This window comes from Halomonas sp. EF61 (assembly GCF_040147045.1).
In the GTDB taxonomy this organism is placed as follows: domain Bacteria; phylum Pseudomonadota; class Gammaproteobacteria; order Pseudomonadales; family Halomonadaceae; genus Halomonas; species Halomonas litopenaei.
The window spans coordinates 918,590-933,694 of sequence record NZ_JAMSHM010000003.1; the positions used below are offsets into that span (position 1 = coordinate 918,590).

Annotated in this window: 11 protein-coding genes; 4 read left to right on the forward strand and 7 right to left on the reverse strand. The window is 64.0% G+C overall.

Features of this window, described 5'->3' with window-relative positions; genetic code table 11:
* Positions 1–223: 223 nt before the first annotated feature.
* From rpsA to NFI08_RS18785, 7 genes are all read right to left on the reverse strand, one after another.
* Positions 224–1,900 (reverse strand): 30S ribosomal protein S1, encoded by a 1,677-nt coding sequence (rpsA, locus tag NFI08_RS18755; RefSeq protein WP_045994817.1) that lies wholly within the window; start codon positions 1,898–1,900, stop codon positions 224–226.
* 176 nt (positions 1,901–2,076) lie between these two features.
* Positions 2,077–2,778, reverse strand: coding sequence for a (d)CMP kinase (cmk, locus tag NFI08_RS18760; RefSeq protein WP_045994816.1), 702 nt, complete (start codon positions 2,776–2,778; stop codon positions 2,077–2,079).
* Positions 2,775–5,078, reverse strand: coding sequence for a bifunctional prephenate dehydrogenase/3-phosphoshikimate 1-carboxyvinyltransferase (locus tag NFI08_RS18765; RefSeq protein ID WP_349591299.1), 2,304 nt, complete (start codon positions 5,076–5,078; stop codon positions 2,775–2,777). The genes cmk and NFI08_RS18765 overlap by 4 nt, the downstream gene beginning before the upstream one ends.
* 47 nt (positions 5,079–5,125) lie before the next feature.
* Positions 5,126–6,220: a prephenate dehydratase gene (gene pheA / locus NFI08_RS18770; RefSeq protein WP_045994814.1), complete on the reverse strand. Its 1,095-nt coding sequence runs from the start codon at positions 6,218–6,220 to the stop codon at positions 5,126–5,128.
* 102 nt (positions 6,221–6,322) lie between these two features.
* Positions 6,323–7,426 (reverse strand): 3-phosphoserine/phosphohydroxythreonine transaminase, encoded by a 1,104-nt coding sequence (gene serC / locus NFI08_RS18775; protein WP_349591300.1) that lies wholly within the window; start codon positions 7,424–7,426, stop codon positions 6,323–6,325.
* 103 nt (positions 7,427–7,529) lie between these two features.
* Positions 7,530–10,283, reverse strand: coding sequence for a DNA gyrase subunit A (gyrA, locus tag NFI08_RS18780; protein WP_222569874.1), 2,754 nt, complete (start codon positions 10,281–10,283; stop codon positions 7,530–7,532).
* A 142-nt stretch (positions 10,284–10,425) separates the two neighbouring features.
* The gene (locus NFI08_RS18785) at positions 10,426–10,845 is read right to left on the reverse strand and encodes an acyl-CoA thioesterase (RefSeq protein ID WP_108133793.1); all 420 of its coding nucleotides are present in this window, start codon (positions 10,843–10,845) and stop codon (positions 10,426–10,428) included.
* A gap of 209 nt (positions 10,846–11,054) precedes the next feature.
* On the opposite strand from NFI08_RS18785, the gene NFI08_RS18790 reads away from it, so the two are divergent.
* Genes NFI08_RS18790 through NFI08_RS18805 form a run of 4 tightly spaced genes read left to right on the forward strand, consistent with a single transcriptional unit; the run spans position 11,055 to position 15,078 of the window.
* On the forward strand, positions 11,055–12,005 hold the full coding sequence (locus NFI08_RS18790) for a recombination-associated protein RdgC (protein WP_045994811.1): 951 nt from the start codon (positions 11,055–11,057) through the stop codon (positions 12,003–12,005).
* Positions 12,002–13,171, forward strand: coding sequence for a 1-acyl-sn-glycerol-3-phosphate acyltransferase (locus NFI08_RS18795; protein WP_045994810.1), 1,170 nt, complete (start codon positions 12,002–12,004; stop codon positions 13,169–13,171). Before NFI08_RS18790 ends, NFI08_RS18795 begins: the two co-directional genes overlap by 4 nt.
* On the forward strand, positions 13,168–14,343 hold the full coding sequence (locus tag NFI08_RS18800) for a cation diffusion facilitator family transporter (RefSeq protein WP_286986241.1): 1,176 nt from the start codon (positions 13,168–13,170) through the stop codon (positions 14,341–14,343). The genes NFI08_RS18795 and NFI08_RS18800 overlap by 4 nt, the downstream gene beginning before the upstream one ends.
* 24 nt (positions 14,344–14,367) lie before the next feature.
* The gene (locus NFI08_RS18805; RefSeq protein ID WP_045994808.1) at positions 14,368–15,078 is read left to right on the forward strand and encodes a transglutaminase-like cysteine peptidase; all 711 of its coding nucleotides are present in this window, start codon (positions 14,368–14,370) and stop codon (positions 15,076–15,078) included.
* Positions 15,079–15,105: the final 27 nt, after the last annotated feature.

A 15,105-nucleotide genomic window follows, 5' to 3' on the forward strand; every position in this document is an offset into this window, starting at 1 on the left:
CCTGTCAAACAAACGGTAGATGCTTACAACAAGGGCATCAACCCCAAAACACGTCCCCTCAAGCATATGCGGTAAAAACTCGCCCCACTCACCAATAATACTGAGGCAGCGCAGCCAAGAGGGGCATTCCAGCCCTCTACAATTTCTTACATATAAAAAAAGAGCGCTCCCCGAAGGAAGCGCTCTTGACCATTACCAGTCCCGAACAGTGTCGGGGTCCGGCTTAGTCCTGACCCATCTGCTGCTTGATCAGGTCGCCGATGGTGGTCGGGCCACCGGTCTCGACTTCCTGGTCGCGCAGCTTGCTCATGTTGCGACGGGTGTCGTCCTGGTCCTTGGCCTTGACGGACAGGGCGATCTGACGGTTCTTGCGATCGACACCGACGATACGGGCCTCGACGCTGTCGCCTTCGTTCAGCACGTTGCGCGCGTCTTCGACACGGTCAGCGCTGATCTCGGACGCCTTGAGCACGGCAACGACGTCAGTCGCCAGCTCGACGTGAGCTTCCTTGGCGTCAACCTCGACGACACGACCGGTGACGATGGTGCCCTTGTCGTTGACGGACAGGAACTCGGCAACCGGGTCGGTATCGAGCTGCTTGATACCCAGGGAGATGCGCTCACGCTCCGGATCGATGGACAGGATGACGGCTTCGGCCTCATCGCCCTTCTTGAAGGAACGCACGGCTTCTTCGCCAGTCTCGGTCCAGGAGATGTCGGACAGGTGAACCAGGCCGTCGATGCCGCCGTCCAGACCGATGAAGATACCGAAGTCGGTGATGGACTTGATGGTACCGGCAACGCGGTCGCCCTTGTTGAACTGGGCGTTGAAGGTTTCCCACGGGTTGGCGGTGCACTGCTTGATACCCAGGGAGATACGACGACGCTCTTCGTCGATATCCAGCACCATGACGTCAACATCGTCACCGACCTGAACCACCTTGGACGGATGGATGTTCTTGTTGGTCCAGTCCATTTCGGAGACGTGAACCAGACCCTCGACACCCTCTTCCAGCTCGGCGAAGCAGCCGTAGTCGGTGAGGTTGGTGACACGGGCGTGCACCTTGGTGCCTTCCGGGTAACGATCCTTGATGTTGACCCACGGATCTTCGCCCAGCTGCTTCAGACCCAGGGAGACGCGATTGCGCTCGCGGTCGAACTTCAGCACCTTGACGGTGATCTCGTCGCCGACGGCCACGATCTCGCTCGGATGCTTGATGCGCTTCCAGGCCATGTCGGTGATGTGGAGCAGGCCGTCAACGCCGCCCAGATCAACGAAGGCACCGTAGTCGGTCAGGTTCTTGACGATACCGATGATCTGCTGGCCTTCCTGCAGGGTGGCGAGCAGCGCTTCACGCTCGGCGCTGTTCTCGGCTTCGAGAACGGCACGACGGGAAACGACAACGTTGTTGCGCTTCGGATCGAGCTTGATGACCTTGAAGTCGAGCTCTTTGTTCTCCAGGTGCGTGGTGTCGCGCACCGGACGAACGTCGACCAGAGAGCCGGGCAGGAAGGCACGGATGGAGTCGACGTCGACAGTGAAGCCGCCCTTGACCTTGCCGTTGATCACGCCCTTGACGATCTCTTCCTTCTCGAAGGCAGCTTCCAGCACCTTCCACGCTTCGGCACGCTTGGCCTTCTCGCGGGACAGGCGGGTTTCGCCGAAGCCGTCTTCCACAGCTTCGAGGGCCACGTGGACCTCGTCACCGACGGCAATGGTCAGTTCGCCGCTGTCGTCGCGGAATTGCGCGGCAGGGATCTGACCTTCGGACTTCAGGCCGGCATTGACGGTAACCCAGTCACCTTCGATGTCGACGACAGTAGCCGCGACGATCGCGCCCGGCTCCATGTTGATGTCCTGGAGAGACTGTTCAAACAGTTCAGCAAAGCTTTCGCTCATGATGTTCCTACGTGATCAACGTTGAGTGCGGCAGGGCCGCTTCTCCGCACCACCAGCAAGTGCGGGCCATATTCAAAAACCCCCGGGGATGTTGGCACTGGTTGGACCTGACCGAGTTTTCCGTTTCCTGTACTCGGGCACGTCGTGACATCTGGCCGGGGACGCCGCAAGGGAGTTCAGGTGCCGGACAGGAGCCCCTTTCGGGACAACAGTTCGGACAGCCGATCAACCACTTCCGGTATGCTCAGGCGGGTCGTGTCGAGCTCGATGGCATCATCGGCCGGCACCAACGGCGCCACGCTACGCTGCGTATCGCGGTCGTCGCGCGCCTGAATCTCCTTCAAAAGACTCGATAGACTAGCATCCACCCCGGCCTCCCGCAACTGCAGGTGACGCCGGCGCGCCCTTTCCTCGGCGCTGGCGGTCAGAAATATCTTCAGGGGCGCATCGACGAACACCACGGTGCCCATGTCACGGCCATCGGCGACCAGGCCGGGCGCCTGGCGGAAGTCCCGCTGACGCTCGAGCAGCGCCTGGCGCACCGCCGGCAACGCCGCCACCAGAGAGGCGCTGTTTCCCACCTGCTCGGTGCGAATCTCGCGAGTCACGTCACGCCCTTCGAGCTCGACCACCGCCTCGCCATTCTCGGCGCGAAAGACCACATCGAGGGCCGAGGCCAGTGCCGCCAGCGCCGGCTCATCGTCCAGCGCGATGCCCTTGCCGATAGCCGACAGCGCGGTCAGTCGGTAGAGGCTGCCGCTATCCAGCAGATGCCAGCCCAGTCGCTCGGCAATCAGCCGGCTGATGGTGCCCTTGCCGGCGCCGCCGGGGCCATCGATGGTCAGCACCGGGGCCGAATGCTCGTCATGATCGCTCATGCCTGCTCCTCGCGTACCTCTTCGAGTTCAAGGCCGACACCTCGTGCCAGCTCCACAAAGCCGGGGAAGGACGTGGCCACGTTGGCGCAGTCGTTGACCTCGATCGGGCTTGATGCGCGCAGGGCCGCGATGGTGAAGGCCATGGCGATGCGATGGTCCTCATGACTGTCCACGCGCCCGCCGCCATAGTTGGCGCCATCGCCGCCCTTGCCGACGATGTCGATGCCATCGTCATAAAGGGTGTTGTCGATACCCAGCACGCTCATGCCGTCGGCCATGGACTGCAGGCGGTCGGACTCCTTGACCCGGAGCTCCTCGGCGCCGCGCAGTCGCGTGGTGCCTTCGGCGTTGGCCGCGGCAATGAACAGTGCCGGGAACTCGTCGATGGCCAGCGGCACCTGGTCCTCGGGAATGTCGATGCCCTTTAGCGGCCGATAGCGGATATGCAGGTCGGCGACCGGCTCGCCCCCTACCTCTCGCTCGTTCTCGAGGCGCAGATCCGCCCCCATGGCGGTCAGGATGTTGATCACCCCGATCCGGGTCGGATTGATGCCGACGTGTTCCAGCACCAGATCCGACCCCGGGGTGATGGCCGCCGCCACCAGGAAGAAGGTCGCCGAGGAGATATCCGACGGCACATCGATCGGACCAGCGGCCAGCTTGCCGCCGCCCTGCAGCCAGCAGGTATCGCCCTCGCGCTCGACGGCATAGCCAAAGCCATTGAGCATGCGCTCGGTGTGATCGCGAGTCGGTGCAGGTTCACGCACTCGGGTCTCACCCTCGGCAAACATCCCCGCCAGCAGCAGACAGGACTTCACCTGGGCGCTGGCCATGGGCATGTCGTAGTGGATGCCCTTGAGCGCCTGGCCGCCCTTGATCCTGAGCGGAGGACGCCCGCCTTCGGCGGTGTCGATCACCGCCCCCATCTGGCGCAGCGGATCGGCCACCCGCCCCATGGGACGACGCGTCAGCGAGGTATCACCGGTCAATTCGGTGTCGAAGGCCTGCCCCGCCAGCAGCCCGGCAAACAGCCGCATGGCGGTGCCGGCATTGCCGACGTAGAGCGGACCTGCCGGCTTCTTCAAGCCGTGCATGCCGACCCCGTGGATGGTCACGCGGCCCTGGTGCGGGCCCTCGATGGCCACCCCCATCTCGCGGAAGGCCTGGAGCGTGGCGAGGCTGTCCTCGCCCTCGAGGAATCCGGACACCTCGGTAACGCCCTCGGACAGCGCACCAAGCATGATCGAACGATGGGAAATCGACTTGTCGCCGGGGACCCGGATGCGACCGGTGACGCTTCCGCCCGGGGCCACCCGGTAGCGCAGCATGGCTGATTCTTGCATCTGATATTCCGCCTGATAGCTGGTCTGATTCAACAGAGTATCGAAATAGTGGCGCGCATGACTGGCGCGGTCGAAGGTGGCCAGCAGACCATCGCCATCACCACGGTTCACCGCGTCCCTGAGTCGGGCCAGACCTGACTCGAAGTCATCCAGAGCTTCGAGCACGGCGCCCCGGTTGGCCTGAAAGATGTCTCGCCACATCACCGGATCACTACCGGCGATGCGGGTGAAGTCGCGAAAGCCGCCGGCGGCGTAGCGGAAGATCTCGAGCCGCTCATCCTGGCGCGCCAGGGTATCCACCAGCGAGAAAGCCAGCAGATGCGGCAGATGACTGGTGCGCGCCAGCACCTGATCGTGGCGAGCCACGTCCATCTCCAGCACCTCGGCACCGGTCAACTGCCACAGGGCCCGCACACGCTCAAGCGCATCGGGGTCGGTAGCGCAGGTAGGCGTCAGGATCACCTTGTGGGCCTGGTACAGCTCCGGATTGGCCGCCACCACGCCGCTCTTTTCCGACCCGGCGATGGGATGCCCCAGCACAAAGCGCGCGGGAAGCTCACCGAAGGCCTCGATGGCGGCCGCCTCGATCGCTGCCTTGGTGCTGCCGACGTCGGTGATCACCAGATCGCCGGCGGCGCGGCTACGCAACTCGCCTAGCTCGCCCATGACCTGGCCCATGGCCAGCACCGGTACCGCCAACACCACCAGGGTAGCACCCTCGATGACCTCGGAGAGTTGCGTCGAACCTGCGTCGATCAACCCCATGCGACGTCCGCACTCAAGCTCCTTCGGGTCTGGGTCACAGGCCAGGATGAGACTGTCATCCCCCTGCCCCACCCCCGCCTTGCGCAAGGCGGCGGCCAGCGACCCTCCGATCAAGCCGAGTCCAACGATGACGATGCGTGAAGCCCGAGGCAAGGATGCGGGCACTGCGCCACGCGTTGCGACTTCCTGCATTGCGACGTCCTGCATTCCTTCTTGCTGCATTCCTTCTTCCTGCATTACTACAGGACCCCCTGGGGGTAGGAGCCAAGCACCTTGACCTCGGAGACACGCAGGCGCACCTCCTCGAGCAGCGCCGACACCCGCGGCTCCTCGACGTGGCCACAGAAGTCGATGAAGAAAACATAGTTCCAGGCACCGGTGCGCGAGGGTCGCGTCTCCAGACGCGTCAGGTCGATCTGGTGGCGGTGGAACGGCTCGAGCAGGTCGTGCAAGGCACCCGGCTGGTTGCGGGTCGCCACCACCAGCGACGTCTTGTCGACCCCGGACATGGGCACGTCCTGGTTGCCGATGATCAGGAAGCGCGTGGAGTTGTCCGGGCGATCCTCGATCTTCTCCGCCACGTGGCTAAGGCCGTAGAGCTTGGCCGCCATATCGCCGGCGATGGCCGCACTGTGCCACTCGCTCTTGACCAGCCTGGCCGCCTCGGCGTTGGACGACACCGGTACCCGCTCGGCGTGGGGGAAGTGGGCATCGAGCCACTTGCGACACTGGGCGAAGGACTGAGGGTGCGAGTAGATACGCGACACCTTGTCCTTGAGGGTAGTGTCGGCCACCAGCAGGTGATGGTGGATGCGCAGCACCACCTCACCGCTGATGCGCAGCCCCGAATCGATGAAGGAATCCAGGGTATGGTTGATCACGCCTTCGGTGGAGTTCTCCACCGGCACCACGCCGTAGTTCACCGCGCCGGCCTCGACCTCACGGAAGACCTCGTCGATGGCCGCCATGGGCAGGCTGATGGCGCTGTCGCCGAAGTGCTTGAGCGCGGCCTGCTGGGTAAAGGTGCCCTCGGGGCCGAGATAGGCCACCTTGATCGGCTGTTCCAGCGCCAGGCAGGCCGACATGATCTCGCGAAACAGCCGTGCCATTTCTTCGCTGTCCAGCGGCCCCTGGTTGAGCTCCATCACCCGGCGCAGCACCTGGGCCTCGCGCTCGGGGCGATAGAACACCGCCTGGGGGTCGCTTGCGGTCTTGGTCTCCGCCACCTGGCGCGCACACTCGGCACGCTCGCTGATCAGGCGCAGGATCTCGGTGTCGATATGGTCGATGCGCTGACGCAGCGACGAGAGGTTCGGCTCTTGCGAATCACTCATGGGTTGTCTCCTTGTAACGCCCCGTGACCGGGCGTTGACGCATGGCTGGCGAAAGCTGGCCCCGCCACCTCTTTACTGGGTGCGCCAGCTCTCGCACGAACCTCAGCCGCGCCGCTTCTCGAAATCGCCCATGAACGCCACCAGGGCGTCCACCGCGCCCTCAGGCACCGCGTTATAGAGGCTTGCGCGCATACCGCCGACGCTGCGATGGCCCTTGAGATTCAAAAGCCCCTCCGCTTCCGCCTCTTCGAGGAAGGCGTTATCCAGGGCGCTGTCGGCCAGCACGAAGGGCACGTTCATCTTCGAGCGATTACGCACCGCGATGGGGTTGGAATAGAAGTCGCTGCGGTCGATGGCCTCGTAGAGCTTGGCCGCCTTGCGATCATTGATCTCGGCCATCGCCTCGAGACCACCGACGTCGCGCTTGAGCCAGTCGAACACCAGGCCCGCCAGGTACCAGCTATAGGTGGCCGGCGTGTTGATCATCGACCCTGCCTCGGCCAACTGACGATAGCCGAACAAGGACGGCATCTCGCTCACCGCCTGGTCGAGCAGATCATCACGCACGATCACCAGCACCAGACCGGCCGGCCCGATGTTCTTCTGGGCGCCAGCGTAGATCACACCGAAGCGCGAGACGTCCAGCGGCTCAGACAGGATGGTCGAGGAAAGATCCGCCACCAGCGGCACCTCGACCCCGTCGCCGCGCCGCGCCACGGGCACAAAGTCCAGTGCCAGACCACCGATGGTCTCGTTGGGGGTCACGTGGAGATAGGCGGCGTCGTCGGACAGCGCGATATCAGCCTGCTGCGGTGCTTCGACATGGCCATTCTCGGCGCTTGAGGCGGCAATGTGGACGCTGCCGAATAGATGCCGCGCCTCCTTGATCGCCTTGTTGCCCCAGATACCGGTCTCGATGAAGTTGGCCCGGCCGCCGCGGCCAAGCAGGTTCATGGGCACCGCGGCAAACTGCTGGGTGGCACCACCCTGGGTGAACAGCACCCGATAGTTGTCGGGCACTGCGAGCAGTTCACGCAGGTCGGCCTCGGCGCGCTCGGCGATGGCCACGTACTCGCTGGAGCGGTGGCTCATCTCCATCACCGAGAGCCCACGGCCCTGATAGTCCAGCATCTCGCGCTGGGCACGTTCGAGTACTGCGGTAGGCAGCGCGGCGGGCCCCGCGCAGAAATTGTAGTGGCGTGTCATGGTGTCCTGGCGATTGATCGTCAAGGGCAGACGTCCGGCGACGCCCGCCAGTCACTATATAGGTGGGCCACGGCGTCCATCGCGGACACCGTGGCACCCCGGATCAGTCGTTATTGTCGGTGTTGCTGTCGTCGGCCGCGCTGTCGTCGCCCGGTTCGGCGCTGCCACCCTCGGCGGCGTCATCTGCCGAGTTCTCGACGGCGTCCTCACTACCTTCTTCGCCCTCGGCATCGAGCTCGTCGTCGCCTTCAAGCTCCTGGATACGCACGGTCTTGACCAGCGCCTCGGCCTCGCCGAGGCGGATCAGGGTGACGCCCTGGGTGTTGCGCGAACTGATCGAGACTTCCTCGACCCGGGTGCGCACCAGGGTGCCGCGATCGGTGATCAGCATCATCTCGTCGCTGGAACAGACCTGCATCGCCGCCACCATGGCGCCATTGCGGGCGCTGGTCTGCATCGCGATCACGCCCTGGCCGCCACGACCGCGCAGCGGGAACTCCTCGAGACGGGTACGCTTGCCGTAGCCGTTTTCGCTGCCGGTGAGGATGTAGATCTGGCCGTCGTCACCGCTGGCGTCGACATCACCGGCCTCGCCACGCTCACCGCCCTCGGCGTCGGCATCGATCTCGAGGCTCTGCGGGATGATCAGGCTGATCACCTCGGCGCCATCGAGCAGCCGCATGCCGCGCACACCGCGCGCGGTACGGCCCATGGCACGGACCTGGGACTCCTCGAAGCGGATCGCCTTGCCGTTGGACGACAGCAGCATGGCGTGGTCGCTGCCGGAAGTAATGGCGGCGCCCACCAGGCGATCGCCCTCCTCCAGGTCGATGGCGATCAGGCCAACGCTGCGCGGACGCGAGAACTGCTCGAGGCTGGTGCGCTTGACCGTGCCCCGGGCGGTGGCAAAGAAGATGTAGCAGTCCGGATCATAGTCCTTGACCGGCATGATGGCGTTGATCGACTCGCCTTCTTCCAGCGGCAGCAGGTTGACCAGCGGCTTGCCACGGGACCCGCGACTGGCCGCAGGCATCTCGTAGACCTTGAGCCAGTAGACCTTGCCGCGATTGGAGAACAGCAGCACGGTGTCGTGGGTCGAGGCCACCAACAGGTGCTCGATGACATCCTCATCCTTCATCGCGGTGGCCGACTTGCCACGACCACCACGACGCTGGGCCTGATAGTCCGACAACGGCTGGGTCTTGGCGTAACCCGAGCGGGACACCGTGACCACCATGTCTTCCTCGGCGATCAGGTCCTCGATGGACAGGTCCAGGTGGCTTGCCTGAATGTCGGTACGACGCTCGTCGGCGAACTGATCGCGCACCGCGATCAGCTCTTCGCGAATCACCTCGAGCAAGCGATCGGCGGAGGCCAGGATGGCCATCAGCTCAGCGATCTTCTCGAGGATCGACAGATACTCGTCGAGCAGCTTCTCGGTCTCGAGGCCGGTCAAGCGGTGCAGGCGCAGCTCGAGGATGGCCTGGGCCTGGGCCGGCGACAGACGGTACTCGCCTCCGGCCTGGTCCAGACCAAAGCCTTCTTCCAGGTCTTCGGGCTTGCACGAGGTGGCGCCGGCGCGCTCCAGCATGCCGGTGACCTGACCGGGCTGCCAGGACTTGGCCAACAGCTTTTCCTTGGCTTCGGCAGCATTCGGCGAGGCCTTGATCAGCTCGATCACCTCGTCAATGTTGGAGATCGCCACCGCCAGGCCTTCGAGGATGTGGCCGCGCTCACGCGCCTTCTTCAGTTCGAACAGGGTGCGCCGTGTGACCACCTCGCGACGGTGGCGAATGAAGGCCTCGAGCACCTGCTTGAGGTTCATGGTCTTCGGTTCGCCGTCCTCCAGCGCCACCATGTTGATGCCGAAGACATTCTGCAGTTGGGTCTGGGCGAACAGGTTGTTCACCACCACCTCACCGCTCTCGCCGCGCTTGACCTCGATCACCACCCGCAGACCGTCCTTGTCGGACTCGTCGCGCAGCTCGGCGATACCCTCGATCTTCTTGTCCTTGACCAGCTCGGCGATCTTCTCGATCAGCCGCGCCTTGTTCACCTGGTAAGGCAGCTCAGTGACGATGATGTGGTCACGGCCGGACTTGTCGTCGTGTTCGATGGTGTGCTTGGCGCGTATATAGATGCGCCCGCGACCGGTACGATAGGCCTCGAGAATGCCCGCGCGGCCGTTGATGATACCGCCGGTGGGGAAGTCGGGCCCCGGCACATGCTCCATCAGATCATCGACGCTCAGGGTGTAGTCGTCGACCAGCGCCAGGCAGGCGTTGATGATCTCGTTCATGTTGTGGGGCGGGATATTGGTCGCCATGCCCACGGCGATGCCCGAGGAGCCGTTGACCAGCAGGTTCGGCACCTTGGTCGGCAGCACGTCGGGGATCCGCTCGGTACCGTCGTAGTTGTCGACCCAGTCGACAGTATCCTTCTCGAGATCGGCCAGCAGCTCGTGGGCCAGGCGCGCCATGCGCACCTCGGTGTAACGCATGGCGGCGGCGTTGTCGCCGTCGATGGAGCCGAAGTTGCCCTGGCCATCGACCAGCACGTGGCGCATCGAGAAGTCCTGGGCCATACGCACGATGGTGTCGTACACCGCACTGTCGCCGTGGGGGTGGTACTTACCGATCACGTCACCCACCACACGGGCGGACTTCTTGTATGGCTTGTTCCAGTCGTTACCCAGCTCGTGCATCGCAAACAGCACACGCCGATGAACCGGCTTCAGGCCATCGCGCACGTCCGGCAGCGCTCGGCCGATGATCACGCTCATCGCGTAATCGAGGTACGACTGCTTCAGCTCGTCCTCGATATTGACTGGCAGAATCTCTCTGGCGATGTCACCCATGGGTCGTCAAGTCCTTTGCACAGCAACAGGTAGGCGCGTCACGCAGCCGTGACAAGGCGCACAAATACAGCGACCTAGCATACCACCCTTGGGGCCTTCCGCGCAGCGTCTGTCGTTGTGTGCGGCGCCTTGACCGCTGCCGTCATGACACCACCAGCGGCGCCAGGGCATCACGCAGCTCACCCTCGATCGCCACCGCACTGTTGCTGGCCACGTCCAGCAGCACGAAGGTCAACTCGGCGCGAGCCACCAGAGCTCCATCGCGGCGGCGCAGGATCTCGTGGCGCATCTTGGCGCTGCGCCCGCCCAGGGCCGACAGACGGGTGGAAATGTCCAGCTCGTCACCGGCCACCGCCGCCTGGCGATAGTCGATATTGAGATTGACCGCGACGAAAGCGACATCTCCCTTTCCCAGGCGAGACATCAGCGCCGGATGCTTGTCGAAATAGTCCCAGCGCCCTTCCTCCATGAACTCCAGGTAACGGGCGTGATTGACGTGGCCATAACCGTCCAGGTGGTAGCCACGAACCTTCAGCGAAGTGGTGCTGATAGCGTCTTCCATATCATTGCTCCTCATTTAAACTACTGTTTGATTCTGACCTCGAGCGGGCAAAGTGGCAACACTGTCACCAAAGAGGGACGGGCGCGGGCGACGCAGCCTGCTAGGCTTGGCCGCAACCCTGTTCAATCGACCATTGCGATGGCTGGCAACTGGCACCCGAAGGGACCATTCGCCATAATGTGCCTCCTTTTTGACCCGAGAATTGCTCCATGTGGTTCAAGCACTTGCACCTCTACCGTCTGCACGACGCCAGCACCCTGGACAGCGAGCAGCTGGAGACGGCCCTCGCCGAACAGGCTTTCCGCCCGCTCGGTGGCACCGAAGCCCGCCGCATCGGCTGGACGACGCCTGCCGGACGGGGTAGCGATCGCTATCTCCACGAACTTAAGGGCCAGCGCCTGATGACCGCCCTGCGCCAGGAGCGCATCCTGCCCGCTTCGGTGGTCCGCGAAGAAGTCGACGAGCGCGTCGAGGTCATCGAGACCCAGGAAAGCCGCAAGCTACGCCGCCAGGAAAAGCAGGCAATCAAGGAGCAGGTCTACGAGGAACTGTTGCCCAGGGCCTTCGTACGCAGCCAGAAGACTGACCTCTGGTGGGATACCCGGCGAAACTTGATCGCCGTCAACAGCTCCAGCCGAAAGCGCGCCGAAGAGCTGCTGGATCTGTTGCGCGAGTCCCTGGGAAGCCTCAAGGTAACGCCGCTCTCGGCCCAGACACTGCCGATTCGCGCCATGACCACCTGGCTCAACGACGCCTCCTCGCGCCCCGCCGACATGCTGCTCGGCGACCAGGTCGAGCTCAAGGCCAAGGGCGACGACGGCGTGCTCAAGGCGCGTCAGGTGGACCTGGACGGCGACGACATTCAGCAACTGCTCGAAAGCGGCCGACAGGCCAGCAAGCTGGCGCTGGGCATGGAGGGGCGCCTGCGTTTCGTGCTCCACGACGACCTGGCGGTCAAGTCACTGGCCTTCGATGACGCCTTGATCGACGAAGCCAACCAGGCAGATGACGGCGACGATGCCGTGCTGCGCATGGAAACCGACTTCATCCTTATGGCCCAGACCCTGGGTGAAAGCGTCGACCGCCTGATCGACTGGCTGGGCGGCGAAGCCCAGAGTTCTTCTGTTTCGGCTACTGACCTCACTGCGACGACACCATGACTTCGACATCCGATGCCCCGCAGGATCCCTGGCACGATATTCGCCCCTATCAGGACGACGAGGTGGCGACGACCCTGACTCGCCTGGCAGAGGACCCGGAGCTGTTGAGCGCCCTGACCCGCTACCGGCTGCCGCGCCTTTCCCGCATGATGCCCCGCCTGTCACGCACGCTGGCCAGCTGGGCGATCAAGCGCGAGACCCGTGACGTCACCAGCGTGACGGCGTTTCAGCAACGCATCGCGGCCTACATGCAGCGCATGCTGAAGACCTCCACCGACGACTTTCGCGTCGACGGCCTCGATCGTCTGGACCCCGATACCGCCTACCTGTTTATCGGCAACCATCGCGATATCTCGCTGGATCCGGCCTTCGTCAACTATGCACTGTACCTCGCAGGCCGCAACACCGTGCGCATTGCCATCGGTGACAACCTGCTCAAGAAGCCCTACGTCACCGATCTGATGCGGCTCAACAAGAGCTTCATCGTGCCGCGCAGTGCTCGCGGCAAGCGCGCCATGCTGCAGGCCTACCACAAGCTGTCGAGCTACATCCGCCACTCCATTCAGGACGACAATCACTCGATCTGGATGGCCCAGCGCGAAGGCCGGGCCAAGGACGGCATCGATCGTACCGACCCCGCGATCATCAAGATGATGACCATGGCCCACCGTGCCGACAACCGTCATGCCCCGCTCGGGGAAGGCATTGAAGCCCTGCGCCTGGTACCGGTATCAATCAGCTACGAGTACGATCCCTGCGACGTGCAGAAGGCCAGGGAGCTGAAAGCCGTCAGTGAAGACGGCAGCTACAACAAGAGCGAGTTCGAGGACATCAGCTCCATCGTCGCCGGCATCACCGGCCACAAGGGGCGTGTTCATCTGCGCTTCGGCACGCCGATCGATCGCAGCTTCGATACGCCGGAAGCGGTCGCTGCCGAGATCGACCGCCAGGTGCTGAGCGGCTATCACCTCTTTCCCAGCCACCATCTGGCGCTGGAGGCCCTGGGCAGCCACCCTGAGCTGGTGGACCTGTCCGAGGTGTCAGAGGCCGACCGCGATCGGTTCGCGCAACGGCTTTCCGAAGTCCCGGAAGACCTCAGATCCTGGTGGCTGGCCCAGTACGCCAACCCTGTCATCAACTGCGCGCGGAGCGAGCCTTCGTCGTGAGCCAGAAAAGCCAGCCGGGGCGCTCCAGACACGCCTTTGCCTGGACGGCCCAGGGCGTCACCCTGATCGGCGCCGGCGTGGACCTTGTCGTCGGCGTGCTCAAACTGGTGACCGGTGTGATCGTCGGGTCGGCCGCCCTGATTGCCGACGGCATCCACTCCTTTTCGGATATCGTCACCGACGCCTTCGTGCTGGCGGCCACCCACTACGGCCGCCAGGAACCCGACCGCGACCATCCCTACGGCCACGGCCGAATCGAGACCCTGGCGACACTGTGGCTCGGCAGTGTGCTGATCTTCGTCGCTGGTGCCATCGCCTGGTCGAGTGTCGAGCGCCTGCTCGATCGGTCTCCGAGCGCCGCACCCGGCCTCGTTGCCATCGCCGTGGCCGTGGTCTCGCTGCTGGCCAAGGAAGCGATTTACCACTACACCCTTCGCGCCGCCCGCCGCTTCGACTCACCGCTGCTCGAGGCCAACGCCTGGCACTCGCGCACCGATGCCATGTCCACCCTGGTGGTGCTGGTCGGCCTGGTGGCTGGCCAGTTCGGCGTCGGCTGGATGGACGCGGTGGCCGCCATCGTGGTCGGTCTGATGGTGGGTTGGGTCGGTGGACGGCTGATGTGGCAGTCTTCGCGGGAGCTGATCGACACCGCCCTGCCGGTCGAAGAGCAGCGTGCGATGCGCCGACTGGCGGAGTCGGTGCCGGGCGTCAAGAGCGTGCACGATCTGCGCACCCGCCAGCTCGGAAGCGACGTCGTGCTCGATCTGCATATCGTGGTCGCTCCCAGGGTCACGGTGTCCGAAGCCCACGAGATCGGTAATGCGGTCAGTCGACAACTACGCGAAGCGCACACCCGCCTGAAGGATGTCACCTTCCACATCGACCCCGAGGACGACGAAGGACAGACCGAACACAGCCTGCGCCCGGGCTTGCCGCTGCGCGAGGAGATCGAGCAACTGCTGGATGAACGCTGGTCGCATCAGCGTGCCTGGCAACACCGTACAGCGCTGAATCTGCACTATTTGGATGACCGCATCGACATTTCGTTGTACGTTGACTCTGATATCCATCATGGGGATCTCGATGACTTGGCTCATCAATTGTGCCGAGACCTCGACACCCTGCCCTGGGTAGGCCAACTGAAGCTGTGGCAAGGGCCCGGCAAGGCCTGACCTCCGCCCGGCTTGGAACTCGCCATGAGCCCAGATGCCGTCTTGTCTCGCCCGTCTCGCCGCCGCCCCCCTTCCTGGCTCGCCTGGGGGTCTGCGAGCCTGTTGGGCGCCTTCCTGGTGCTGGCACCTGCACCGGTGGACGCGACGCTCGACCATGCGCGAATGCGCGCGGCCATGAGCGCCGAGTACGGCAGTCAGGGGGTAAGAGCCCTGGACGAATGGCTCAACCTGATCGATCGCCTGAGAGGCGCCGACCTTCGTACTCAGCTGCGCGACGTCAACGACTTCTTCAATCGCAAGATGCAGTGGCTCGAGGATCGCACCATCTGGCGCCAGAGCGACTACTGGGCTACTCCCATCGAATCGCTGGGACGCGGCGCCGGCGACTGCGAGGACTACTCCATCGCCAAGTACGTGACCCTCAAGGAGCTCGGCATTCCCATCAGCAAGTTGCGCATGATCTATGTGCGTGCTCGACTGGGACGTAGCCAGATCACCCAGGCCCATATGGTGCTCGGCTACTACGAGACGCCAGGCGCCGAGCCCCTGATTCTCGACAACATTGCCGCCGGCATTTCCCGTGCCAGCCTGCGCACCGATCTGGACCCGCTGTTCAGCTTCAACAGCAGTGGCCTGTGGGCGGGTGGCACCACCCAATCACGGGCGGATCCCCTGGCGCGCCTGTCGCGCTGGCGAAACGCGCTGGATCGCATGCGCCAACAGGGAATCCAGTGACATCATGCCAATCCTTCATCTAGAGAC